Genomic DNA, 24,519 nt, shown 5'->3' on the forward strand with positions numbered 1-24,519 from the left:
GAAATTCGGTGGCTGCTCAGGCGGCGAGTCGTCGATACCGCGAGCCGTGGAAGACCAGCGGGCGTGCACTGGGCCGCGCGAGGAATCCGCGGATGGCGAGCACGACGATCGTGTGATCACCTGCGGGAAACTCCTCGTACGGTGCGCAATCCAGCCAGGCCGTCGCGCCGGCGATCAGCACGGCGCCTTCGGTGGTGCACTCGTACTCGATGCCGGAGAACCGGTCGTTGGAGCGCGACGCCAATTGTCGGCACGTCGGCTCCTGCTCGTCGCCGAGGATGCTGAGCCCCAGTCTGGGCGCGTCGCGTAGAACCGCCCAGGTCCGCGAGCTGTTCATGATGCAGATCGACACGAGCGCGGGGTCCAGCGACACCGAGGTGAACGAGCTGACCAGCATGCCCGCGGGCCGCTCCTGCCGCTCGGCGCAGACCGCGAGCACGCCACTGGGGAAGCAGCCGAAGGTGAGCCGCAGCTGGTCGGGGTTGCGGGGCGTTTTCAAAGAGGCTGAAGAGACGTCGATCTCGACGCTATCGCTCATAGAACAACTCCTGATCATTTGTCGCGCGATGGCCGCGCGTGGGCGTCCTTGCGCGATCCACCCCGGGTGATCGGCGGCAGTCGTGCGACGCAGGCGCGTGCGTTGCCGCAGCGGGCTGGCAGGTGAGCCAGGTCACGTCCTGGCTGTGTAGAGCAGCGTAACCATTTGATTGACTTCATGTCAATGACTGCAAATCAACTTGTTTCTGCCTGGTCGTGCGGGCACTATCAGGTGGTGACTGATACGACCAAGACGGGCCGACCGGGCTCGCGCGCCGCGCAGGCCGCCGAGACCCGGCAGCGCTTGGTGGATGCCGCCGTCGAGCTGTTCGCGGAGCGCAGCTATGACGACGTCGCCGTGGCGGATATCTGCCAAGCCACCGGGGTCGCACACGGGCTGCTGTTCCATTACTTCGGCAATAAGCGCGGCCTCTACATGGAGGCGATACGGGACACGTCCCACCGGATCTTGCAGACCCACGTCGTCCGTCCCGAGACATCGCCAGTCGAGCAGATTCGCGAAGCGTTCACCGCCCAATTCCGCTATTTGGCAGCGCATCGCGGTCTCGCGTTGCGTTTGGTGCTGGGTGGCCGGGGTGCCGATCCCGAGGCATGGGCGGTACTCGAGGCCGGCCGATGGCAGACCATCGAGGGCTGGATCTCGCTGCTGGGGCTGGACCCGCAGAACAAGGCGTTGCGCATGATGATGCGGTCGGTCGTCGGCGCGATCGATGAGGCTGCTGCCTACTGGCTACAGAACGACGAGCCGTTCGATGTTGGTGTCGTCGTCGAAGGTCTGATGCAATTGGCGGCCCAGGCACTGCGTTCGGCTGCCGTGCTCGACCCCACGCTCGACATCGACGCCACGCTCGGGCCGTTGCTCGATGAATACTCGACTTCCTGACGAAGCAAGGACGAGCCCACTGAGCACGTCCGGACGCAGCTCCGCGCGCTCGTGACGATTGGTCTCACCGATCCCGCCACCGCCGCGATTGTCGACGTCGCGCAATGTCGCGTGCTCAAGCACGCCGACATCCGCTCGCACCCTGTCATTCGGCATTTAGGCGGGAATCGCGGCGGGATGCGTCCACGTCCACGATGTCGAAGCTGCCCTGGATCTCTTGGACGAAGTCGTCTTGGTGCTCCCGCGCACTTTTAAGGCCGCAAACCCGCCGCGGTGACGACCGAGCGGATCGAGACCCGGCCTAGCAGTTGCTGTCCGCTGGGACATCCGAGCGTCCCGTCTTGAACGAAAGATCGAATGTTGTGACTCCGCCGCCCAATGCCTCTGGCACACAGCATGAGCCGTCCGTTGTGCAGATCGCGCGAACTTCTTCAACTTCATCGTCGTCGGCGTACGCATTGGGGACGGACCGTCCATATTGCCCTCGAGTCGGGGGGCAGAGGTTGGGTGACCGGATTGGGGAGCGGGCTCGGGGTCATCAAGCAGCGCGTCCGATCGTGACGAGACTGGTGCGGGCCGCGCGCCTGCGGCCTCTGCGAAGAGGTGGACGCGTTGCGGGTCGTGGGCGCCAGCCCCATCCGTTTCCTGAAGGTGTCGGCGCCGTCTCCATGGTGAACGTCTGCCTGAACGTCGACACCACCATTGTTCAGACTCCCGACGGCGACGAATCGACGGTGACGTTCAGCGCCACCGTCGATTCGGGCGCGGGATGGAAGATCGCCGATGTCGGCGGAATGGACGGCGCTCTCCCATGGAATGGGACCTACTGCCGTTGCTGGAAGAGCTTGGTGAGGTGCTCCTCCAGCGTCGTCATCCGGAAGGACGGTGCATAGGCTCCGACCGTGTTCTCCGAGGCCACCGAGCCATGGCTGTCCCAGTAGCGCACCAGCGGAATGATCGACGAAAGCCGATGTCCACGCCAGCGGAAGAACGGCAGCGCTGCCAAGAACAGGTAGTAGGTCGGGAACCGCGGTGACGCTGTGACCGTCCGGCCCGCGGCCGTGGTCAGCAATTGCTCGACCTCGGCTACGGCGTAACTACGTGGCTCGACGAAATCGATCGCCCCACTCACCACTCGGGCCTTGTCGACCAGCTCCTGCACGACGAACGGGGCCACATCCTTCTGGCTGACATAGCTGATGCGGCGGGACTTGTTGATAGGAAACAAGAACCGGCCCTTGTTGAGCGAGTTCAGCCTTGGGTCGAAAACGTCTTCCATGTACGAACCGCATCGCAGCACGCTGTAGGGGGTGCCGCCGTCCTCCAGCAGGCGTTCTACCTCGTACTTCGCGTCCAGTACCCCGACCCCCGTATTGCGGCCCGCTCCGAGCGCCGAGGTGTAGATCAGGTGCTTCAGCTGTCCCGATCGCGCACCGGCGATGACAGCATTAGCTGCCTCGAACTCCGTCGACGGATCGTTTTGTTTAGCGATCGGCGTCAGGAAGAACGCGGCGTCTGCGCCCTCGACCGCCCGGGCGACATCGTCGGCATTCATCATGCTGCCTGAGATGACGGTCGCAGCGGGGTAGCGGCGGGCCAGAGTCTCGGCGTCGCGGGCGAGCAGACGAACCGAGACGCCCTCGGCCAGCATGCCGCGGACGAAGACCTCGGCCACCTGGCCCGAACACCCGATTGCGGCAATGGTTTTCCGCGAGTCGGTCAACTGCGTCACGCGACCAGGCCCTGGACCTTCTTCAGCGATTTGTCGAGGGCGCCGACGAGCGAGTTCTTGAAGACCCCGCCCATCGGGCCGTCGATCATGCCGCCATCGATGCTGGCCGAAATGTCGACGGTCGTAGTGGTCGCTTCTTCGCGCAGGTTGATGGCGAGAGCCAATTTGACGCCGGCCCTGGTGGTTCCGCCCATGGTGAGCGCTCGTGGCGCGTCGACGTTCTCGAAAGTCCAGTCGATGGTGACCGGCATGTTCATCACGCTCGCGTTCGCGGTGGCGGTAACTCCACTGGCGATCTCGGCCGGCACAGCGCTCTTCCACGACTTGTGGATCACCAGCCAATCGGACCAGCGCGAGGGATCGCCGATGAGCTTCCAGACCGCATCGGGGCTGGCCTGGTAGCTGGCGCTGGTTTGCACGGTACGCATGCGATTCTCCTGGCTTCGGTTTTTATAATTCGGCTACAGTGTATCCGAATTAGGGTGCCTGACGCCATAACGGAGCGGCACGAGCCCGGCGACCAGGAGTCGCAGGCCGAAGTGAAATTCACTTTCCAGGGTCTGGACCGGTAGATGATCGGCGACGGCGATCGTGGCAGGGAACTGCGCGGGATCGAGTCGGTGAAAGAGCGCCGAAAGGGTTGCGGGGTCGATGGTGGCGGCGGTGCTGTGGCCCTGCAGCTGTGCAGCGAAGCCGATGGCGTACCGCGCGATCGTCGCGTAGGCGAGGGCCGCGGACTTCGGCGAAAACCCATGGACGAGCAGCATGGCCAGGACTCGCTCACGCAGGACCAGCGAATGGGGCCCGATCGGCACCTGTGCGATGAGTAGGGGTGCGATCCCGGGATGGCGGTGCAGGACCGAGAAGATCGCCTCCGCGGCTGCGGTGCAGGCGCGCTGCCAGTCCTCGCCGATCTCGTCGTCGGCGATGTCGATCTCGCCGAGCACCCAGTCGACTACATGGGCGATGAGCTCGGCACGATTGGCGACTGCGCGGTAGAGCACCGCTGTGCCGGTATCTAATCGCTGGGCGAGTGTCCGCATTGATAGTGCGTCGGCCCCCTGCTCGTCGACGATGTGGAGCGCGGTCGTCACGATCCGGTCGAAGGGAACTCGTGGTCGTCCGGGGGAGCGTCGCGCCGGTGTCTCGACGGCGTCTGAATCTGCAGGGGTCACACGTGCGTCCTTTGGTCGTCGACTGGGCTGGACACATGATCAGCATATAGGGCACACCGTTGCCGGTATGACTTGACCTGGCGACATATATCGGCAACACTGTAACCATTATGACTAGACGAGCAGCTGAGGACTACATCGATTCCGATTCGCGCTTCGCCGTCGTCGAGGGCCGCAACATCCATTACAAGCGCGCTGGGACTGGATCCCCGGTGCTGCTTCTGCACGGCAGCGGATCCTCGCTGCACTGCTTCGACCAGGTGGTCGCGGGGTTGCCGGCGTTCGATGTAATCCGCCCCGACCTGCCCGGTTTCGGCCTCACCGGGCCGCGCGGCGATCGGGACTACCGCATCGCGGCATTCACCGAGACGATTGCGGCTTTCCTGGACGCCATCGGGGTCACCACGGTTTCGGTGGTGGGCAATTCCCTGGGCGGCAATATCGCCTGGAACTTTGGGCTGGACTATGCGCAGCGGCTGGACAAGCTGGTGTTGATCAATGCCACCGGCTATCCGGGCAAGTCGTTGCCGCTGGCGCTGCGCCTGGCTCGCAACCCGATCGGGCGCGTGCTGATCCGTCACCTGTCCTCGCGATCAGCGACCGAACGCAATCTGCGCTCGGCTGTGGGCGCACGGAAGTCGGTGGTGGACGACGCGATGGTCGATCGGGCGTACGCGATGCTGACCCGGCCGGGTAACCAGCAGGCGTTCATCGACTTCGCCAACACCGAACAGATCGATCGCACCGCAAAGATCCCGGACATCGGAGCACCCACGCTGGTGCTGCGTAGCGCTTCGATCGACGGACAGTATTTCGGCCGCGATATCACCGGCAGCCTCGAACACGTGCACCCCAGCGGCGGTCATCTATTGCCCGACGAGGATCCGGCATGGGTGGCTGAAGCGGTATCGGACTTTCTGAGTGTCGACGCGGCCGCCCCGAAAAGGAGCCAACGATGAAGTACTTCGTGGTGCGCGGCGAAACCCGCCACCTAGATCAGCGCACCCGCGCGGAACTGCGCGGTGATTTCGTCCAATGCAGCGCGGGGATCACCCATTACGAGATGACCGGACCCGAAGGCGGCGAGGTCGTCGTCTGTGCGGGGAGTCTGACAACCCCGCTGTTCTACTGGGATCAGCTGGTGAGCCAACTGCATTCGCGTGGTTTTCGGACCCTCACCTACAGTCCCTACGGCCGCGGTTATTCCGACCGTGTGCAGGCCACCTACGACGAAGCTTTGCTGGTGGGGCAACTCGCGGACCTGACCGAGCTCGTGGGCCTGGTCGAACCTTTCCACCTCGTCGGAGCGTCGATGGGCGCTTTGGTAGCAATGGCTTTCGCTCAACAGCACACCGCCCGGATCGCCTCCTTGACGTTGCCCGGACCGGCCGGGCTGCAACCCGCGCCCGCATTCGCGGCCGTGCTGCGCAACGAGGCGGCAGGCACGTTCCTGGCGAAAAGGCTGGGTAGCAAGCTACTCGACCGGCATCTGTCGCATAACGTCCGTGATCCCGAACGATCCGCGGCGCTTACGTCGATGGTGCGCGAGTCCTTCCAGTTCGAAGGATCGATCTACGCCCTGTCCGCCACGATCGCCGACTTCCCCCTGGGCGGACGGCAAGAGCTCTACCGGCAGACCGGCCGCCTTTCGATCCCGAAGTTGTTGCTGTGGGGCGATGAAGACACGGTCACCCCGATCACCGCCTTCGACGAGGTGAGCGCGCTGCTGGTCCCGACCGAGTCGTACATCCTCTCGCCGTGCGGGCACATGGTCCCCTTCGAGGAACCCGCCGAGATGGCTCGGCGGTTCCACGCGTTCGTCGATGCTGCACGGAAAGAGACCTCACGATGAAGACCAAGCCGAACACCGAACCAGTTGACGTCCTGATCGTCGGCGCCGGGCCGACCGGCACGGCGTTGGCGCTCGACCTGACCCGCCGCGGCGCTACGGTGCGGATCATCGATAAGGCCGCCAGCGCATTCGACGGCTCGCGCGCCAAGGGGATCCAGCCGCGCAGCCTCGAGGTCCTCGAAGACCTCGGCGTCCTGGACGACATTCTGGCCGGGGGCGCAAACTACCCGCCCCTCGGCATTCACGCGGGCCCGCTGACCATCCCGTGGCACATGATATCCCGCAACGAAACGACATCGGATGTGCCGTACCCGAATACGTGGTTGATCCCGCAGTTCCGCACCGACGCGGCATTGCGTGCCGGATTGCAGCGCACGCAGGTAGCCGTCGAAACAGAGTGTGAATTCCTCGGATTCGAGCAGCGTCCGGATACGGTGCTGGCGAGTGTCGCGGGCCCCGGCGGGGTTGCTGAGATCAGCGCTCGCTATCTTGTCGGCGCCGACGGCGGCGGCAGCTTGGTCCGCAAAGCCGCGGACATCGGCTTCGAGGGCTCGACCGACGAAGCCGATCGAATGGTCATCGTCGACGCCGTGGTCGACGGGCTTTCCCGCGACCGTTGGCATGTGTGGCCGCGGCCGGGTGGCCGATTCGTCGGTGCGTGCCCACTGCCGCATTCCGATCGGTTTCAGGTGATGATCCGCTTGAATCGTGGTGAGGAGCCCGCTCTCGATGAGGAGAGCCTGAACGCGCGCTTCCGTAAGCAGACCGGTGACAAGAAGCTGCGCTTGTCGGACGTCGGCTGGAAGTCGGTGTTCCGCCCCAACATTCGCCTCGCGGATCGCTACCGCGTGGGCCGGGTTTTCCTCGCAGGCGATGCCGCGCACGTGCATCCGCCCGCCGGCGCGCAGGGCCTCAATACCGGTCTGCAGGACGCCTATAACCTGGGCTGGAAGCTCGGCCAGGTGCTCGCGGGCGCGCCGGAGGCGCTGCTGGACACCTATGAGGCCGAGCGGCAACCGATCGCCGCCAGGGTCTTGGGTTTGGCGACCAAGAAGTTCGAGGGCTTGGCCAAGCTCGACCCGTCGGCGATCAAGCGCGGAGACGACGAACGCCAGCTGGGACTGCATTACCGTGGCGGGCCACTGGCGGCAGCCGCGGCTGGACAAACCGCGACGCTGCACGTCGGCGACCGCGCCCCCGACGCGAAACTTCTCGACGCGAACGGGGGACCGCGGCGGCTTTTCGAGCTCTTCGCCGGAGCGCACTTCACCGCGATCGCCTACGGACGCGCGGCGGCCGAAGAACTGGCACTAATGCCGTGGCCGTCGGCAGGGGCAGGACTGAAGAAGATCGCCATCGATGCTGGGGAACACCCGAATGCCGATGTGGTGCTTGCCGATATCGCCGACTCGTTCGCCCGGACATACGGCGTCACCGACTCCACCCTGCTGTTGATCCGACCCGATGGATATCTCGCCGCCATCGTCACCACCGACATCGGCCGGACTGTCAGTGCGCAGGCCGCCGTGATGTCGCCCGCGGCCGACATTCCTGCCGTGCCCAACTTCTGAGGTCGTACATGCAATGTTGTGGCATCTGACCGTCGATTTAGGCATCGGTTCCCCATTGCATTTCCTTGCCTCCTACGACGCTGCCATCACCTTCGCGCGGGAAGCCGTCGAGGGTCCCTGGGTTCGGGCCGTCGCGGTCGACGATCGCGTGGACCAGAGCTATCCGGCCATGCCGTGCCGAGGCCTGTTCGGCGCGCCGCGCCTGCCGGATTCCGTACACATTCCGAATTTCATCAGAAAGGTCGCAGATGCCCCCTGAGACGATGTTGGCCGCAATACTCGGCGAACCGGGAACGATCACCACGACGCGGCTGCCCGTCCCCGAGGTCGGACCGGACGATGTCCTGGTTCAGGTCCGCCGTGCGTCGCTGTGCGGTTCGGATCTCAAGATTCGCAGTCAGAAGTTCTTCGGCGGCGACGGTCCGCCTTCGAAAGCCTTTGTCCCCGGACATGAATACGCTGGTGTCGTGGTCGCGGTGGGCAGCAGCGTCGACGAATTCGCGGTCGGCGATCGAGTCGTGACCGAAGCGCATCGTGGGTGTATGCGCTGCGTCAACTGTCTGTCCGGGTCCTATACCGACTGCCTGAACAACGGCAAGCTGCACAAAGGGCACCGTACGCAAGGCATGACGGTCAACGGCGGATTCGCCGAATACGTCGTCAACCACGTGTCCACGCTACATCTGCTGCCCGACGCCGTCGATTTCGACGCTGCGGTCATTCTCACCACCGTCGGCTCGGTCATGCACGCCTTCGACGCGCTCGGTTCCCTCGTGGTCGGCGCGAGTGTCGCCGTGATCGGGCCCGGTCCCATCGGACTGCTGGCCGTTCAGGTCGCACGTCAACTCGGAGCCGAGCCCGTTGCGCTGATAGGCACTCGGTCCAGCCGGTTGGATCTTGGGAAACAGTTCGGCGCCGACCTGGTCCTCAATTCGCGCACCGAGGATTCCGTTGCCGCCGTGCGCGATCTCACCGGCGGGCACGGTGCCGACATCGTCCTCGAGTGCTCCGGCGCCGCGCCGGCGGTCGATCAAGCGATCCGGATGGCCAAACGGTCCGGAAAAGTCGTGCTGGTGGGCTTTTTCGAACAGCCGGTGACAGCGGACCTCAATCATGCCGTCATGAACGGCATTTCGCTGCAAACGGTCCGTGGCGAAGGGGCCGGTTCCGTGGCTCGGGCGGTCTCCCTGGCAGGCCAGGGCAGATTGGACACCAATGCGCTTGTGACACATCATTTCCCGCTCGAAGACATCGGTGAAGCGTTCGACACCTATGCCGAACGCCGTGGTGATGCCATCAAGGTGATGCTGGATGTGTCCGACGACCTGCAAGCGTCATGATCGGTGCAGCGCATACGACGGCTACCGAGACGGACCCGCGAAGGTCAGTTGCCGCAGCGATGACGGCAGCGGTCACGGCGTGGCTGGACACCTTGACCGAGGACCAGCGTTCGGCGGCGCTGTTCGATTCGCCGCTGGTCGCCGCAGCCGACGCCGAACGCGTGCGGTGGTATTACACCCCGACCGACCACGGCGGGCTGGCACTGCGTGAACAGTCCGCCGCCCAGCAGAGGCTGGCGATGCAGCTGGTCGCCTCCGGGTTGTCCGAGGCCGGGTACGCCACCGTCGCCACCGTGGTCGGTCTGGAGAACATCCTGGACCAGGTCGAAGGCTGGAAGGCCGATTGGGCCCGGGAACGCGGACGTGACCCAGAGTTGTACTGGCTCAGGCTGTTCGGCACGCCGGGCAGTCCGGTGTGGGGTTGGCGCTTCGGCGGTCATCACATCTCGCTCAACTACCTCATCGTCGACGGTTGCCTCGTTTCTACGACACCCTGCTTCATCGGCGCCGACCCGGCGAGCACTGCCCTTCTGGGTGGTTCGCCGCTACGGCCGCTCGGCGGGATCGAGGATGTCGCACGAAATCTGGTCCGCTCGTTCACCGCGGAACAGAGCGAACACGCCTTGCTACACGAGTCCGCGATCTCCGACATCGTGTCCGGTAATCGGGCCCGGGTGACCAGCGGCGACACCATGATGCACATGCAGGACCTGTGGCGCGGACAGTTCGCCGACCCCGCGCTGAACAAACGTGTCGACGACATCGACAAGCGAGCGGAAGCGGCGACCGGATACACCGAAGCAGATCACGCGGCACTGGCAATTTCGGTGCCGCCCAAAGGGATCTGCGCACGGAATCTCGATGCCACGCAACGGGACGGTCTTCGTCGGTTGATTGCGCTGTATACCGGCCGCGCACCGGCTGCGATGGCAGCTGTCCACGCCGCGCGCTACGCCACTGACGCGGTCCTCGACGTCACCTGGTTCGGGTGGGCGGGAAGTATGGCACTCGATGATCCGCACTACTACCGGATCCAAGGCCCGGACCTGCTTATCGAATACGACAACACCCAGCGCCAGGCCAACCATGCGCATGCCGTATGGCGGGATCTGTCCGCTGACTTCGGCTTCGACGCACTTGCCGAACACCGAAAGCATCACTCCCACTGAGAGACCGGACCGCGAAAGAGGCACTATGACGAACAACTGGAAAGCCCGCCCGGCCGGATTCGCCGACCGCCTCCGGTCCGGTGCGCCGGCCGTGGGCTACTGGGTGGTGTGCGACAACCCGGTGGCCACCGAACGAATCGCGATGACCGGCTACGACTATGTCTGTATCGACGCACAGCACGGTCTGCTCGAATACCGTGGCCTGCTGGCCGGAATCACCGCGATCGACGCCGCAGGCGTTGCCGCCCTGGTCCGGGTGCAACTCAACGACCAGTTCTGGATTGCCCAGGCACTCGACGCGGGCGCTCGTGGTGTCATCGTGCCGATGGTCGATACTGCGGCAGAGGCCGAAGCGGCGGTGGCGGCGTGTCGGTTTCCGCCGATCGGCCTCCGCAGTAACGGCGCGCTGCGCGCGGGGTTGCGGATCGGTCCGTCTCTGGCCGAAGCCAACGCCGAGGTCGCCTGTGTGGTGATGATCGAGACTGCCGCCGGTCTGCGCAATGTCGCCGAAATCGTCGCCGTGCCCGGGGTCGACGCACTCTACGTCGGCCCCTCGGACCTGCGCCTCGCTCTCGGCGGTGCCAGCCCCACCGACCCCGCGGTCGATGCAGAGTTCGAGGAGGCACTGCGCGTCGTGTTGAAGGCCGCCGCCGCGGCGGGAAAGGCCGTCGGCATCCATTGCCCGAACGGAGCCACCGCCGCGCGCCGCCTGGCCGAGGGCTTCAACTACGTCAGCATCGCCAACGATCTGATGCATATCGAACAAGCCGCCAGAAGCCACCTCGCACAGGTGACCGGCGAACCGGTACGTCCCAGCTGATCGCCGATCGGGCGGCAACAGATTTATGCGAGGAGATACCAGGTGGAAGCCGCCGCTGTCGAGACCTTCGCCGCGCTGCCAAACGATGCGCTAGAGGCAATCCAGCAACGAGTGCTGTGACTGTCCACCTCGATGATCCACCACGCCAACCGGATACGTCCTATTCGAGCGGTCTCGAGGTCGGGGTCATCAGGCGTCGTGCGCGTCGATGGTGTCGATGGTGATGTCACTGTGGTTCGAGCATCTGCAATACCACCTTGCGTGAATTCGGTGGGCATCGGTGCGACAGCGCCGATTTGGGGCGCGAGGGCGCGGCGGTACGTCAACACCATCGGCGGCGACGCGGGCACCGGACGCCAGTACTCGCTGGTCGGCGACGCCGAACTCGACGAAGGTGCGGTACGGGAAGCCATTCTCGCCCCCGGTGTCGTCGACTTGACGGTGTGGGCTGGATCGTGGACCTCAACCGGCAATTCCTGGACCGCGTCGTGCCCAACATCGCCGCCCGCAGGCTGGAGACAATGTTCGATGCAGCCGGCTGGCAGGTGATCACCGTCGAATTCGGGCAGCTGCTCGAGGCGTTGTTCACCCGGCCCGGGGGAGTGGAGCTGCGCGACCGGACCTTGGCGATGCCGAACCCGGAATACCAGCGGCTGCTGCGCTGCGACGCCGACGAGGTGCGTGATCGACTGCCCGGCACCGGGAAATGGAGCTCGGCCATCGCACAACTGATCGCCGGGATCGACGACGCGACGTTGACCGCGGCCATCCGCAACCTCGGCGGCCACGACCTCGCGGCCTTGTCGGTGGCCTACCGACAGACCGACGACGTGCGGCCCACCATCATCTTCGCCTACACACCGCTGAGCATCGACGAATATGCCTAGCTGGCAGATTAATTGGGCATGGATCAGCTCCGGACGTGGCAGCGATTCGACGACCGCACCGAACCCGGACAGCTCTGCGCGCTGGCCGCCGAACGGCTGAGCCGCGACCCGATCGTCTCCACGCGCCCCGCGACGATTCCGTCCGATTTCGTGCGCACCCCCAAGGGCACCGCGACCACACAGTCAGCGCTCGGGCGGGTACTGCTGGACCTGACCGGCGGGGCGCCCGACGCGGCCAAACGTGTTGTCACCGTGAGTCCGGACATGAGTTCGACCACCGACCTCGGCGGATGGGTGAACAAGGTCGGAGTGTGGTATCCGGCGGAACCCCCCCACAACTGGTTCGCCGATGACACCGAGACGATCCTGCCGATCGGCGTCCTCGACGACCCTTCGTTGAACGCGCCCTCGAACCGTGGTCCTACGGCATCTACGCCGACGGGCAATCGATTCTGGTCGGTACCCCGTCCGGCGTAACCCTGGCGGGCGAAGGTGGAGCGCACCAATCCATCAAGACGCCCTCGATCGGTCTGGAACAACCGAGGGCGTCAGCTACGAACCCGCGTTTCCATCGATGTCGAGTGGACTCTGCTGGCTTGCCTGTCCCGTCTCGGCCGGCCATCCGGCTTCTCGGCCTATCTGTGTCTGTCGACCCGGCCCGTCGCCCAGCAGCTGGCCGCGGTGCCCGCGGACCCGCGGACCGCGAGCGCCGCCGCCGACAGGTCGTCACCGGCGGATACCCGTTGATCCGCGACGACAACTGGAAGGTGGCCATCGCGGCGATGGGCGCAATGGTGATCGAGGCGCTCGTCGCCGCCGAACCACTCACGCAGACAGGCGTTCCCGCCGATGTCCTGTGTGTCACCGGTCCCGGCCTGCTGTTCCGGGCATTACACGCGCGTCGGGGCCTCGGCTCCGACGAAACCTGGATCCTCGATCAGCTCTTCCCCGCTGACCGCGACACACCGCTGATCACCGTCCTCGACGGCCACCCGCACACCCTCGCGTTCCTGGCCGGAATCACGGCATTGAAGTTCCAGCAGCACGACGCCGGATTTGTCATCACCCCGTGATCGATCCGCAGGCGCGGGGAAAGCAGCCGGAGAACCGGTACTATCGCCAGAGCTCGCGCGGTGAACCTGATGTCCGCCGTGCCTGAATCGAGCCGCCACGTGCCGGCATGGGCAGCGCCGGCACGTGGGGTCGGGACCGCTGGTCCGCTGGCTTATTGCCCGGGCATCGGCGAGCGGACCAGGTTGCCGCGGATTCCGAGGGTGATGTGCGGGCGGACGATGCCGAGCGGCGGCGTGATGCCCAAGGCGGGCAGATCTATGCGGGTGCTGGTCGTGGCGACGAGGTCAGGGCCGTGCGATTCGAGTTCGACTTCGAGTCGCAATACGGTGGAGGCGCCGCGAACGTCCAGCGCGCCTTCCACTTCGAGGCGCATCGGGCCATCGGCGACGGCGCGACCGTGGAACGAAATCAGCGGATGGGTTTCCACATCGAAGAACTTGGGCTCGCGCAAGTGCCGATCACGCAGGCCGAGCCCGGTCGTGACGCTTGCGGCCTGTATTTCCAGTAGCACCGTCGCAGTGTCGTCCTGACCCCAGGTTATGCCGCCGCGCGCTTGGGAAAAGCGACCGGAGACCGGAATCAGCCCCCAGAACCCGCGCGCGGAGAACCCGATGTCCGCGGTCGCTGGATCCAGTTCCCAAGTTCCGGTGTGGTCGGTTCGGCCATTCAAGCGGGACTCGCGGCGACGATGGGATTCAGCAGTTCGCCGACACCGTCGACCCGGCTGATCAGGATCTGGCCGGGCGCCAGGAAGCGCGGCGGGTGCATCGCGCTGCCGATGCCGGCGGGTGTTCCGGTGAACAGTAGGTCGCCCGGCAGCAGCGGCAGCAGAGCCGACAGTCGTGAGATCAGCTGCGGCACCGGGAAGATCATGTCCTTAGTGCTCGTCTTCTGCACTTCTTCGCCGTCGAGGGTGCAGGTCATCTGCAGGTCGTCGGGGTCGGGCAGCTCGTCGGGGGTGACCAGCCAGGGCCCGATCGGCCCGTAGCCGGGAAGAGACTTGCCGAGGCTGAATTGCGGTGCGGGCCCCCGAAATTGGATGGATCGCTCGGAGATGTCCTGGGCAACGGCGACACCGGCGACATGGTCCCAGGCGCGATCGGCCGGGATATCGCTTCCGCCGACCCCGATCACCACCGCCAGCTCGATCTCCCAGTCGGCTGTTCCGGCGGGTGGTACGGGAATGCTGCTGTGGGCACCGGCCAAGCAGCTGGCGAACTTGGTGAACACCAGCGGGTCGCTGGGCAGGTCGAGACCGGACTCGGCGGCATGCTGCCGGTAGTTCAGTCCGATGGCGAAGATCTGCGGCGGGCGCGGAGCCGGAGGCAGCAGAAGTGCGGGGTCCAGCGGCTCGGCGGCGGACAGGTCGGCGCTGCGGGCCCACTCTCGGAACGCGGGCCAATAGTGGTAGATCGCCTGTGGCTCGGCCAGGAAGCGGCCGCCACTGGCACGTTCGACGTCGACGGCTCCGGCTCCGGCTCCGGTCACAATGACCAGACGTCCATCGAGGTTACCGATCTTCACTGTGACTCCTTGGTATAGAAGGTTGTGTCGCGCTGGCGATTTCGAGGGTTGGTCACAGTGACGACGGGAGGGCCCGGCAACCTGTGAGAAGAATGTCGCCGGCTCGGGAACGACCGATGAGAGCTACTGCCGACCCTTCGAGGTGCTGCAGTACGGATTCGACATCCACGCCCAGCAGTCGGCCGTCGCGCTTGACAATGCGCCCGTCCACGATGACGGTGTCGACGTTGCTGGTGTCCATGTGCTGAACGACCGCGCCCGCCGCATGATTCACCGGCCCCGCATTGAGCGTGCGGGCGTTGAGCGCGATGACATCCGCACGTTTGCCCGGTGTCAGAGAGCCGACGAGGTGGTCGAGGTGCGCGCCCTGTGCGCCGCCCAGGGTTGCCATCCGGAGGATGTCCCGAACTGTAGTCGGTTGCACTTCAGCTGAATTGGCCTGCCGCGCGGCTTCGATGCGACTGCGCTGCCAGGTGTAGGCCGCGCGCATCTGGGAGAAGAAGTCGACGGGTGCGATGCCGACCGTGTCGGTGCCGAAACTCGTGGGAATCCCATGGTCGAGCGCGGACTGCAAGGCGGGCTGCCCCATGCCGAGCGTCTGCTCCGCACTGGCCGACACCGACACCTTGCCGCCGGTCCGCCCGATCACTCGCCACGCGGCATCTTCGATTCCGAGGCAGTGGATGTAGGTGATCCAGGGTCCGAGCAGCCCCTCCGTCTCGAACTGTTCGAGCACGCGCCCCCAGCTGGTGTCGTTGACGTGCGCGAACATCGGCAATTCCAGGTCGCGGGCAAGCTCGAACAGGTCCTCGTCGACGTGGTAGCCCAGGGCCAGCCGGACCAGAGACTTGTCGTCCACGGGTCCGGCATCTTCGAGCAGCCGACGAATGTCGTGCGGGTGGGCATACGAGGGGTCTGGCTCGTGATCGCCCAGCGATGGCGAAAAGCTGAAGACGCAACGGATTCCGGACCGTTTGATGCCGTCGAGTGCCGCGTCGGTATGTGCCGGGGTGTAGGAGCACTGTGACGTGTCGACCACCGTCGTGGTGCCTGCCGCCAGGTTCTCGAGTGCCCCGCCGAGCTGTCCCCAGTAGACGTCGTCGGGTGTGTACTGATGAAACAGGGCATCCGCCCCAGCCCGCGACTGGATGAAGTAGTCCAGATCGAGGGCATCGGACCAGTAGGAGCGCAAGGCGGTCTGAAACATGTGGTGATGGGAGTTCACGAAGCCGGGAAGAACGATCTTGCCCGCACAGTCGAGGATCTCCGCGTCGGCGTGCACCTCGCGCCCGACCTGGACGATCTTGCCGTCCTCGATGAGGACGTCCCCCCGATCGAGATCGCCCAGGTCGTCGTCCATCGTGAGCACGATCCCGCCACGCAGTAGCAGGCGGCCGGTGGAATTCATGCTTGCCTCCGATTGAGCACAGTCCAGCGCGCTCAGCTGGGCGCGACGGCATCGAACATAATGGTTACAGTGTTGCCGTTATGTGCTGCTGTGTCAACGGTACGAGGTCGCAGGCGCTCAGCTCAGAGGGCGTCCAGGGCGGCATCGAGCTCGGCCGCGTCTGCCCAGGTGCCATGGAATCCCATCGGAACCCGGTGGTTGAGCTTGATTCGGGCGAGAGGGGAGGCCGTGAAATCCTGTGCGTCCTGCACGACGACTTCGCTCCGGTCGAGTGCCGGGTCCCACCAGATCGACAGCAACCAGCCGTCGTCTTCGGCGGTCGCACCGGGACGCGCCACGAATTGCGGTTCACTGGGCGAGGTCAGGGACCCGTCGAGGGCTTGGATCGCGGTCTGGTCAGTGAGATAGTCGTGCTTGGCCAGACCGTCGGTGAACCAGTCGCCCACTCCGCGTGTTGTGGTGTAGTAGCCGTATCGGTGCGACAGCCCGGTCCGTCGGTCGTTGATTTGCGGGAACTCGCCGAGAATATCGGTCGCTTGGCTGTCTTTCATCGTCCCGGTCGCGAGGTCGAGTGTCCAACGCCAGGGCGTGGCAACCAATCGCTTGAACCACCAGTTCCAGTCCCCGCCCGGCGGCGGCGACTCGATCTCCTGTCTCGTAGGTCCGAATCGATCGGTGCGATGTCCGTCGACGACGATCGTGGCCCCCTCCTGGTAGGCGTTGAGGAAATGTGTCGGCGCGTAAGCGTCCGGGGCTTCGAACCACCGCACCGCGCCGGTCTTGCGATCCAGGACCGCCCAGCGGCAGGTCGGCAAGGTCTCGGGTTCCCACGTCGTGGACGGCAGCCCGCGAAAGATGTTCTCCACCCGCACCATCGCGGGGTTGACCAGGAAGACCGCGTAATCGGGGGTGACGGCGTAGTCGTGGACGAAGGTCGGTACGCCGAGATCGATCTGGTGGCGGTCGAGGACTTTGCCGCGATTGTCGGCCCGGTACCAGGTGAGCGCGCCACCCATGCTGACGAAGAACAGCAGGTCGCCATTGGCTGGATCGACCTTGTAGTGCGCGGTCATGGGCCCGATGACCTCACCGCCGAAGTCGTAACTTCGGCTTGTCGTGGACAGAGTGTCCGCTCGCAACTCGTGCGGAACCGCGGCCTCGCACAGGACCAGCAAGCGGTTGTCATAAAGAGCGACATGGGTATTGGCGGGATTCTTGGGAGCCACGCCCGGCGGTGGCGGGGTATCGCTGCCGTGCATGAAGCTACCGAAGACCGCCTTGCCTTGCTCGCGCTCGACCTGCAGCCCTGCGGTCGCCACGTACCGGTTGCGGTAGGTGGCTCGGCCGTCCCGCAGGAAGACCGCGTGAACCATCCCGTCCCCGTCGAACCAGTGATAGCGGCTGGGGTCGATGGGGCGGTAGGCCGGACTGCTGCTGAGTCGATAGAGGGCCCCATTCAGCTCGGGCGGCAGTCGCCCCTCGATCTCCAGGTCGAATGCCTCGCCCTCCTCGTGCCACGGCGTATACGGGCCGTTGAGAAACATGTTCGTGGGATCCCACATGGACACCCCTCCTGGGTTTGTATAGTACGGATACGTTCTATACAAAGAATGGCAAGGGTTCTGGAGAAACGCAATCGTACTATAAGTACTGTGACGTGCGTCTCAGTCCAGCTGCCGATCTCGAAACCTGATCGGACATCGACCGGGCATTGAACACATTCCGTCGACTACCCCCGCTGCGAGGGGTGCAACATGTGCGCAGTCGCCCGAGGTGTTCAGCGCTCGATGACAACGCCGAGCTCATCTACCGTTTCGACGGCGCCGACGGACCCGGCGATCTCGTCACCGTCGCCCGTACGGCAGTGAACTCCTGCCCGGTCGCCTCCCTGCGAGAGATTGCATAACCCCGCCGCTGTCGAAATGCGCTACCCGGTTCGGGGTCGAATGACCTGTGCGGCGGCTTCTGTTGCGCTTGCGCGGCGGTGCGCGATCACCGCCGGGTTGTCGGTATCGCGTGGTGGGCCGAACGCGTCATGGCTGGATCGGCGCATGCAGACCGATGTGTTGGAGTACACCGACCGCTACGACATTCCGGACGAGCTCAAACAGTAGGTCATCACGAGCCTGGACCGCGTGGGAACACTAGACGAGATGCACACGAAGAGTGCGCGTGCGGCGCTGCGGGTGGCCTCGCATATACCTGCGCCGCGCACCTGCACGACGGATTCATCAGCATGTTGCGTGCCTACAGCCAGTCGGCATTAACGGCACTCGGCCGGGCCGCCGACCCGCGGATGAGCATCGAATTCTTACCCGCTCTGACGCGGTTCGGGCCGCCGTCGACAACCGTGTTGCTTTCGCGCCCGGACGATACGCCGGATCAGTAACCTACTGCCGCGAGGTGTGTCCACAGCAGCCCCGAGGGGCGGAGTCGCAAGAGGCCGACGCGTGAACGCCCGGCCCGCGAGGCGCGCTGCGCACACGCGCCGCGCTGATTGCTCGCCTTGGTTGTCGCCGAGGCGGTCGAGGACCTTGCCCGGATCCTGGACAACGCTGCCGCGGGCACTCGGTGCGTTCGGCGTCGCCGATCCCGATGCCACCGGTGGGCCCGCGCCGAGCGAGGTCCACCGCTTTTCCGGGCGAGGGCGCTCTCGGCTGAAAGCCGACAGAGGCGGCCCGTGCACTGTGGTCGGCGATACGCTGGGCATTGTCGAAAGGTAAGCGCATGGTGCCCGATGTTCGTGCACGTATCGAGTGGATTGCCCGCCGCTGATGGTCGGCGATGATTCACCGCGGACCGAACGTGACGTGATTATGCCCGTCTCGGTGGAGTTGAGCGCGTCCGGATTCGAGGACGCCGAAGAGATCGGCCGTGGTGGTTTCGGTGTGGTCTATCGCTGCAGGCAGGTGGCCTTGGACCGCACGGTTGCGGTGAAGGTGCTGACCGCCGAGCTGGACGAAGACAACCAGACGCGGTTTTTACGCGAGCAGAAGGCGATGGGTCGGTTGACCGGGCATCCGAACATCGTCACGGTGCTCCAAGTGGGTGTCACCGCGAGCGGGCGGCCTTATCTGGTGATGCCGTATCACCCGTTGGATTCGCTGGATGCATGGGTTCGTCGGCGGGGTCCGATGCCGGTGCAGACCGTGTTGTGGATCGGGGTGAAGGTCGCGGGTGCGCTCGAGAGCGCGCATCGGCTCGGGATCGTGCACCGGGATGTGAAGCCGGGCAATATTCTGCTGACCGATTACGGTGAGCCGACGTTGACCGATTTCGGTATCGCCCGCATTGTCGGCGGGTTCGAGACGGCCACGGGTATCCTGACCGCTTCTCCGGCGTTCACCGCACCGGAGATGCTCGGCGGCGAGACGCCGACTGCGGCGGCGGATGTCTACGGGCTGGGTGCGACCATGTTCTGCGCGCTGACCGGGCATGCCGCGTATGAACGGCGTAGTGGTGAGCAGGTGGTGGCGCAGTTCTTGCGGATCACCAGCCAGCCGGTGCCAGACCTGCGCGAGGGCGGTGTCCCCGATGACGTGGCGGCGGTGGTGGAATCGGCGATGAACCGGGATTTGCAGCAGCGGCCGTCGGCGGCGGAGATCGGCGAGGCGATCCGGCAGGTACAGCGCCACCACGGATACCCGGTGGGCGCGATGGCTCTGCACGGGAAACCGGTTGCAGCCCAAGGGATGTGGGACCATACGCCGTCGATGCCGGAATCGGCCCCGTGGCAGATCAAAGACGGTCGCGGCAGCACTCGTGAGCTGCCGCTGGAGTTGACCAGTTTCGTCGACCGCCGCGCCGAGGTGGCGGAGATCAAGGCTCTGCTGTCGGTGTCGCGGTTGGTGACGTTGGCGGGGATCGGTGGTGTGGGCAAGACCCGGCTGGCGTTGCGGGCGGCGTCGAATGCTCGACGCGATGTCGCCGACGGAGTGTGGATGATCGATCTCGCCGACGTGAGGGACCCGGTGTTGCTGGTCGATGTCGTGGCGGCCGGTATGGGGATGAGAGACGATTCGGCTCAGCCGATGCGGCAGGCGCTGGTCGAGTTCCTGCGTTCACGGCAGACGCTCCTTGTTTTGGACAATGGCGAGCAGGTTGTCCAGGCGTTGGCGGAGCTGGTCGCGGAATTGTTGCCAGCGTGTCCGAGCGTGCGGATTCTGATCACCAGCCGCGAGCCGTTGGACGTTGCCGGCGAATCGGTGCTGCGGGTGCGGCCGCTGGCCGTTCCTAGCCCCGATGTCGAGCCGACGCTGCGCGGACTGCCCAAATACGATGCGGTGAGTTTGTTCGCCGATCGCGCTGCGGCGGTGGTGCCCGGTTTCGCGGTTACCGACGACAACAAGGCCGCGGTGGTCGGGATCTGCTCGCGGTTGGACGGGTTGCCGCTGGCGATCGAACTCGCCGCGGCTCGGATGCGCGCGATGTCGCCCGAGCAGATCCTGCAGCGGCTGACCGACCGGTACGCGCTGCTCACCCGCGGTAGCCGTACCGCGCCGAGGCGGCAGCAGACGCTGCGGTGGTGCATCGACTGGAGCTACCAGTTGTGCACACCGGTCGAGCAGCGGTTGTGGGCCCGGTCGTCGGTGTTCGCCGGCGGTTTCGAACTCGATGCCGCCGAACAGGTGTGCGGCGCCGACCTTGCGCCGGAGAATCTGCTGGATGCCTTGTCCTCCCTGGTCGACAAATCGATTGTGAACCGCGACGAAGTGGATGGCGTCGTGCGCTTCCGGATGCTCGAGACCATGCGCGACTATGGGCGCGAGCAGTTGCAAGAGTCCGGCGAAGACCGGGATCTGCGTCGACGACACCGCGACTGGGGCCAGCGATTGGTGCTGGATTCCGTGGCCGACTGGATCAGCGACCGCCAGCCTGACTGGCTGGCTCGCCTCGATCGCGAGCAACCGAATCTCCGCGATGCCCTCGAGTTCTCCCTCTCCGAGGACAGCGCGGACTCGGCCGATGCCGGGCTGCGCACCGCCAACGCGCTATTCGGGTTCTGGAGCTTTCGAGGTCGGTACGGCGAAGGTCGACGGTGGCTCGACCGCGCCTTGGCCCACCCGGATGCCGGCTCGATACCCGACCGTGTCAAGGCGCTCGAAGCCTGCATTTTCATGGCCGCGGCACAGCGGGACCTTCGATCGGCAGCATCGTTACTGGAGCAGGCGCGTGCACTCGCCGACCAGGATCGCACTCCCATGAACCAGGCGCTGATCGCCTACGCCAGCGGCACGCTGGCGCTCTATCGAGACGAACCCGCTCGCGCGGTCTCCCTCTTCGAGCGTGCCGTCGAGGTGTTCACCTCGAATAGGCGAGGGTACCTACATATTTCCGCGTTGATGCTGCTCGGTTGGGCCCACGCAGCCCAGGGCGATATACCGCGGGCGATCGCATATCACGAGCAAATGCTTTCCATCACCGAAGCATGTGGCGAATCGCTTTATCGGTCAACTGCGCTGTGGAGCTTGGGCATTGCCGCATGGCAGCAAGGCGAGCGGTCCCGCGCACAACAGTTGCTGCAGGAATCGCTGCGAGTCAACCAGCGCATGCACAGCCCGGTCGTGGCGGCGCTCGATCTCGAGGGATTGGCATGGACCCGCACAAATGGCGATGCTGAACGCGCGGCCGTGTTGATGGGGGCGGCGGAGAATCTGTTGCGAGCCTCCGCTTCCGGGTTTTCTGTCTTCCCGGGGCTGACCCACGTTCACGACGAATGCGAGCTGACGGTGCGTCGCGCGCTCGGCGAACGACGATTCGATACGGCGTTCCGGCGCGGCCAGGCCATGGGGCACAACGCCGCGGTGAGCTACGCGCTGGGTGAGGCGCCGCCCCGCGACGCGCCCGCGCTCGCTTCGCAACTGACATTGACGAAGCGCGAACGGCAGGTCGCAGACCTTATTGCCCAGGGACTCACCAATAAGCAGATCGCCGCGAAATTGGTGATCTCGCAACGCACCGCGGGCGGGCATGTCGAACATATCCTGACCAAACTCGGATTCACCTCCCGCGCGCAAATTGCGGCCTGGATCGCGGCCGAGGCCCAGCGCGAGCGTTCCTGACCGCACTGACAAGGATCTCGGGCGGTGGTCGTCTTCGCTCCGCGAAAACCTTGGCAGCCGGGTGCGTGGGCATACGAATCACCACCTTCAGCAGAGGGGGCTGTGGGTGAGGCTGGAAACCGTGATCGGGAGTTCAAAGACGTTCCTGAATCTCAGGGTGTGCCCCGCTGTTGACACCGGCCGTTATCGTGGCTGTGACGGTGGTGTGTGTGCTGCTCGTAGCATGGACGCTGCTGCCCGCGGCACTGGCGATACTCGGACTGTGGGTGATTCCAGCCCTCGGAGTCGACCACCGGACCAGCAGCTACGACGCAATTGCTTCAAGCCGCGCATTTCGCGGATCAGGTGCGAAGCGACCCCCTGGTCGCCTACACCCAAACCCAACAAAAGGACGGCCGCCGACTGCTCGTCGTCATCGCCTCGGTTCCGATCGACTCGAATGCGGCCAATGAGCTGATCGGCTCGCTCAGAGATTCCGCCACCCAGCTGGCCGCGAATCAAGGACCTGAGGCGGCGGTGGGCGGAACGTCGGCACTGGTTGTCGATGCATCAGCGGAAATATCGGCGAAAATGCCCTGGGTCATCGCCTTGATCCTCGGCTTCTCGTTCGTCTACCTCGCGGTCGTGCTGCGTAGCATCGTCATCCCCGCCAAGGCAGTACTGATGAACCTGCTTGTCACGGCGCGGCGCTCGGACAGACGGTCGCGGTGTTCCAGTGGGGATGGGCCTCGCACCTGTTTGGCTTCCACAGCATCGGCTTCATTCAGATGTACCTGCCCGTCATCGTCATCGCGGTCGTGTTCGGGCTGTCGATGGACTACGAAGTATTTCTCATCGGCAGAATGCGCGAAGAGTTCCGGCGCACAAGCAACAACGGCACCGCGATCGTCGACGGTATCGAGCACACCGCCCGCCCCATCAGCGCTGCCGCCGCGATCATGATCGCGGTATTCGCCAGTTTCATCACCGCCGATGTCCTCGAACTCAAACAATTCGGCTTCGCTTTGGCCGTAGCCGTTCTTCGACGCGATCGTGGTTCGGATGATGCTGGTGCCGGCCATGATGAAGCTGTTCGGGGCACGCAACTGGTGGCCCGGCACCCGCTTGGGCAAGGCAGCGGTGCCGTAAACGAACGTGCGGGCGCGATCTCGGTGCGTCAGCGAACGATCGTCAGCGCGGCGGATGGGGTGACTGCGACCGGTCTCGATGACACCGATGAATCAGGTAGCCGGCGTGGGCTTGCTGGTGGGCAATCCGCGTCGCCCGAATCTCACCTCAACCCTCAATCGAATTGTCGGCGATCACTACGACGTCGACGTCGCTGAGGGCGGCGGTGATCCAGGAGGCGGCGACGCCGATGACAGTGGTTCCGGCTGCCATCAACGCGTTGGTGACTGCGTCCCGAAATTTGTCGCGGGTTTCGGAGGTCGCGGTGCTGTATTCGGCGACGGGTGTGGTGAGGTTCTGGGATGCGGTGGCAAGTTGTGGCGCCGCCGTTGAGGGTGGTGAGGTGGCCGCTCGCACGCAGATGTGCCACCTGAGGACCCCGGCTTTGCTCAGCCAGTCAACCGAACTCGGGGCAGTCCCAATGGGTCATGGGTTCGGGATGCGGTACTCATTGCGCTCATGTCCGCTTGCGGTTCAGCGTCCCGCCGATGATGACGTCAGCGATGATATTGGCGTGGTCGACGACATTCTGCGGGTCGAGGGGGTCATCCTGGCCCAGTCGACGAGATAAACCGATCAACGCGTGTGGCGCGCTGCCGCCGTGAGCGATCAGGAAGTACAGCGTCGGGACCGAGACCGGTCCGATGACACCGGCCTCGATCAGTTGATCCAAGGGCTCGACGACCGCGGTCAGCAGTGGCTCGATGTGGCGGTCGTAGATGTAGTCCAGGCGAGGCGTACTGGCGACACCCTCGACAGTGGTCAGTCGCAAGATCTCGGGATGGCTGGCGTTGTAGACAATGAACCGGACGATGACGCGGCGAAGCTGCTCGATCGGTCCACCGGTGGTATCGGCGAGTTCCGGTTGCAGCACCTGGGCCACCTTATCGAAGGCTCGGTCCACTGCGGCGGTCCAGAGCTTTTCCTTCGAGCCGAATCGCTGGTGGATGAGGTTGTGACTGACGCCGAGTTCTCGGTTGAGCGCGGCTACCGACGCCCCGTCATAGCCCTTGTCCGAGAACATGCGCAGCGCTGCGTCCAAGATCTCGTCCAGCGTGGCAGGGGATAGGTCCGCAGGTGGCCGCCCGACGCGAGCCGTTGATGAGCTCATGTAGTGAGGCTATCCCGGATGTTGACGTACACCAACTTAGTGTGATGGTCGGCATCGACCCGCAAACGGGCGCTGCGGCACTGGCCAACTCATCATCCCGCTGGCAACCCAAGTTGAAGAAGCGGTCAACATGGCATTCCGAGTTGAGGCGGTGGCAGGCCGACCACGGTGTGGTCGGCCTGCCAC

20 protein-coding genes and 3 pseudogenes are annotated in these 24,519 nt (G+C 65.0%); 13 read left to right on the forward strand and 10 right to left on the reverse strand.

What is annotated here, in order from left to right; genetic code table 11:
• Positions 1 to 16 precede the first annotated feature (16 nt).
• Positions 17 to 538, reverse strand: a complete 522-nt coding sequence (locus ACWF99_RS12420) for a flavin reductase family protein (RefSeq protein WP_452535931.1) — start codon at positions 536 to 538, stop codon at positions 17 to 19.
• A gap of 183 nt (positions 539 to 721) precedes the next feature.
• Between ACWF99_RS12420 and ACWF99_RS12425 the strand changes: the two genes are divergently transcribed.
• The gene (locus ACWF99_RS12425; RefSeq protein ID WP_452535932.1) at positions 722 to 1,441 is read left to right on the forward strand and encodes a TetR/AcrR family transcriptional regulator; all 720 of its coding nucleotides are present in this window, start codon (positions 722 to 724) and stop codon (positions 1,439 to 1,441) included.
• An 823-nt stretch (positions 1,442 to 2,264) separates the two neighbouring features.
• Here ACWF99_RS12425 and ACWF99_RS12430 read toward each other — a convergent pair.
• The 3 genes from ACWF99_RS12430 to ACWF99_RS12440 are packed head-to-tail and all read right to left on the reverse strand — an operon-like array spanning position 2,265 to position 4,348.
• Positions 2,265 to 3,173 (reverse strand): SDR family oxidoreductase, encoded by a 909-nt coding sequence (locus ACWF99_RS12430; protein ID WP_452535933.1) that lies wholly within the window; start codon positions 3,171 to 3,173, stop codon positions 2,265 to 2,267.
• A complete protein-coding gene (locus tag ACWF99_RS12435; RefSeq protein ID WP_452535934.1) occupies positions 3,170 to 3,601 on the reverse strand; it encodes a type II toxin-antitoxin system Rv0910 family toxin in 432 nt (143 codons plus the stop codon). The genes ACWF99_RS12430 and ACWF99_RS12435 overlap by 4 nt, the downstream gene beginning before the upstream one ends.
• A 33-nt stretch (positions 3,602 to 3,634) precedes the next feature.
• Positions 3,635 to 4,348, reverse strand: coding sequence for a TetR/AcrR family transcriptional regulator (locus tag ACWF99_RS12440; protein ID WP_452535935.1), 714 nt, complete (start codon positions 4,346 to 4,348; stop codon positions 3,635 to 3,637).
• A gap of 110 nt (positions 4,349 to 4,458) precedes the next feature.
• Here ACWF99_RS12440 and ACWF99_RS12445 point away from each other — a divergent pair, with 110 nt between their 5' ends.
• From ACWF99_RS12445 to ACWF99_RS12480, 8 genes and pseudogenes are all read left to right on the forward strand, one after another.
• Positions 4,459 to 5,307, forward strand: a complete 849-nt coding sequence (locus tag ACWF99_RS12445) for an alpha/beta fold hydrolase (RefSeq protein WP_452535936.1) — start codon at positions 4,459 to 4,461, stop codon at positions 5,305 to 5,307.
• Entirely contained in the window at positions 5,304 to 6,200 is an 897-nt protein-coding gene (locus ACWF99_RS12450; RefSeq protein WP_452535937.1) for an alpha/beta fold hydrolase, read from the forward strand. Before ACWF99_RS12445 ends, ACWF99_RS12450 begins: the two co-directional genes overlap by 4 nt.
• Positions 6,197 to 7,771, forward strand: a complete 1,575-nt coding sequence (locus ACWF99_RS12455; protein WP_452535938.1) for an FAD-dependent oxidoreductase — start codon at positions 6,197 to 6,199, stop codon at positions 7,769 to 7,771. Before ACWF99_RS12450 ends, ACWF99_RS12455 begins: the two co-directional genes overlap by 4 nt.
• Before the next feature lie 13 nt (positions 7,772 to 7,784).
• Entirely contained in the window at positions 7,785 to 8,030 is a 246-nt protein-coding gene (locus ACWF99_RS12460; protein WP_452535939.1) for a hypothetical protein, read from the forward strand.
• Positions 8,020 to 9,111 carry a zinc-dependent alcohol dehydrogenase gene (locus tag ACWF99_RS12465; protein WP_452535940.1) on the forward strand — a complete coding sequence of 364 codons (1,092 nt, stop codon included), beginning with the start codon at positions 8,020 to 8,022 and terminating at the stop codon, positions 9,109 to 9,111. The genes ACWF99_RS12460 and ACWF99_RS12465 overlap by 11 nt, the downstream gene beginning before the upstream one ends.
• A 59-nt stretch (positions 9,112 to 9,170) precedes the next feature.
• Positions 9,171 to 10,280: a DUF3500 domain-containing protein gene (locus ACWF99_RS12470; RefSeq protein ID WP_452535941.1), complete on the forward strand. Its 1,110-nt coding sequence runs from the start codon at positions 9,171 to 9,173 to the stop codon at positions 10,278 to 10,280.
• Between the two features lie 25 nt (positions 10,281 to 10,305).
• Complete coding sequence (locus ACWF99_RS12475; protein WP_452535942.1) at positions 10,306 to 11,100, forward strand: HpcH/HpaI aldolase family protein; 795 nt, start codon at positions 10,306 to 10,308, stop codon at positions 11,098 to 11,100.
• Positions 11,101 to 11,142: 42 nt separating this feature from the next.
• A pseudogene (locus tag ACWF99_RS12480) lies at positions 11,143 to 13,021 on the forward strand (pyruvate dehydrogenase); the annotation flags it as partial.
• Between the two features lie 191 nt (positions 13,022 to 13,212).
• On the opposite strand, the gene ACWF99_RS12485 reads toward ACWF99_RS12480, so the two are convergent.
• The 4 genes from ACWF99_RS12485 to ACWF99_RS12500 all read right to left on the reverse strand — a co-directional run bounded on the left by ACWF99_RS12485 (position 13,213) and on the right by ACWF99_RS12500 (position 17,555).
• The gene (locus ACWF99_RS12485; protein ID WP_452535943.1) at positions 13,213 to 13,731 is read right to left on the reverse strand and encodes a YceI family protein; all 519 of its coding nucleotides are present in this window, start codon (positions 13,729 to 13,731) and stop codon (positions 13,213 to 13,215) included.
• Positions 13,728 to 14,585, reverse strand: a complete 858-nt coding sequence (locus tag ACWF99_RS12490; protein WP_452535944.1) for a fumarylacetoacetate hydrolase family protein — start codon at positions 14,583 to 14,585, stop codon at positions 13,728 to 13,730. Before ACWF99_RS12490 ends, ACWF99_RS12485 begins: the two co-directional genes overlap by 4 nt.
• 52 nt (positions 14,586 to 14,637) lie before the next feature.
• Positions 14,638 to 15,993, reverse strand: a complete 1,356-nt coding sequence (locus ACWF99_RS12495; protein WP_452535945.1) for an amidohydrolase family protein — start codon at positions 15,991 to 15,993, stop codon at positions 14,638 to 14,640.
• A 122-nt stretch (positions 15,994 to 16,115) separates the two neighbouring features.
• Positions 16,116 to 17,555 carry a carotenoid oxygenase family protein gene (locus ACWF99_RS12500; protein WP_452535946.1) on the reverse strand — a complete coding sequence of 480 codons (1,440 nt, stop codon included), beginning with the start codon at positions 17,553 to 17,555 and terminating at the stop codon, positions 16,116 to 16,118.
• A 384-nt stretch (positions 17,556 to 17,939) separates the two neighbouring features.
• Between ACWF99_RS12500 and ACWF99_RS12505 the strand changes: the two are divergent.
• The 4 genes and pseudogenes from ACWF99_RS12505 to ACWF99_RS12520 form a co-directional block, all read left to right on the forward strand.
• Positions 17,940 to 18,206: pseudogene (locus ACWF99_RS12505) on the forward strand (SAM-dependent methyltransferase); the annotation flags it as partial.
• A gap of 561 nt (positions 18,207 to 18,767) precedes the next feature.
• Positions 18,768 to 22,055, forward strand: coding sequence for a protein kinase domain-containing protein (locus ACWF99_RS12510; RefSeq protein WP_452535947.1), 3,288 nt, complete (start codon positions 18,768 to 18,770; stop codon positions 22,053 to 22,055).
• Positions 22,056 to 22,400: 345 nt separating this feature from the next.
• Positions 22,401 to 22,655, forward strand: a pseudogene (locus ACWF99_RS12515) (MMPL family transporter); the annotation flags it as partial.
• 107 nt (positions 22,656 to 22,762) lie between these two features.
• A complete protein-coding gene (locus ACWF99_RS12520) occupies positions 22,763 to 23,380 on the forward strand; it encodes an MMPL family transporter (RefSeq protein ID WP_452535948.1) in 618 nt (205 codons plus the stop codon).
• Here ACWF99_RS12520 and ACWF99_RS12525 read toward each other — a convergent pair.
• Together ACWF99_RS12525 and ACWF99_RS12530 are read right to left on the reverse strand one after the other, a co-directional pair.
• Positions 23,331 to 23,579 carry a hypothetical protein gene (locus ACWF99_RS12525; protein WP_452535949.1) on the reverse strand — a complete coding sequence of 83 codons (249 nt, stop codon included), beginning with the start codon at positions 23,577 to 23,579 and terminating at the stop codon, positions 23,331 to 23,333. The genes ACWF99_RS12520 and ACWF99_RS12525 overlap by 50 nt on opposite strands.
• Positions 23,580 to 23,679: 100 nt before the next feature.
• Complete coding sequence (locus tag ACWF99_RS12530; protein ID WP_452535950.1) at positions 23,680 to 24,333, reverse strand: TetR/AcrR family transcriptional regulator; 654 nt, start codon at positions 24,331 to 24,333, stop codon at positions 23,680 to 23,682.
• Positions 24,334 to 24,519 lie beyond the last annotated feature (186 nt).

Source organism: Nocardia sp. NPDC055002, from assembly GCF_053608825.1.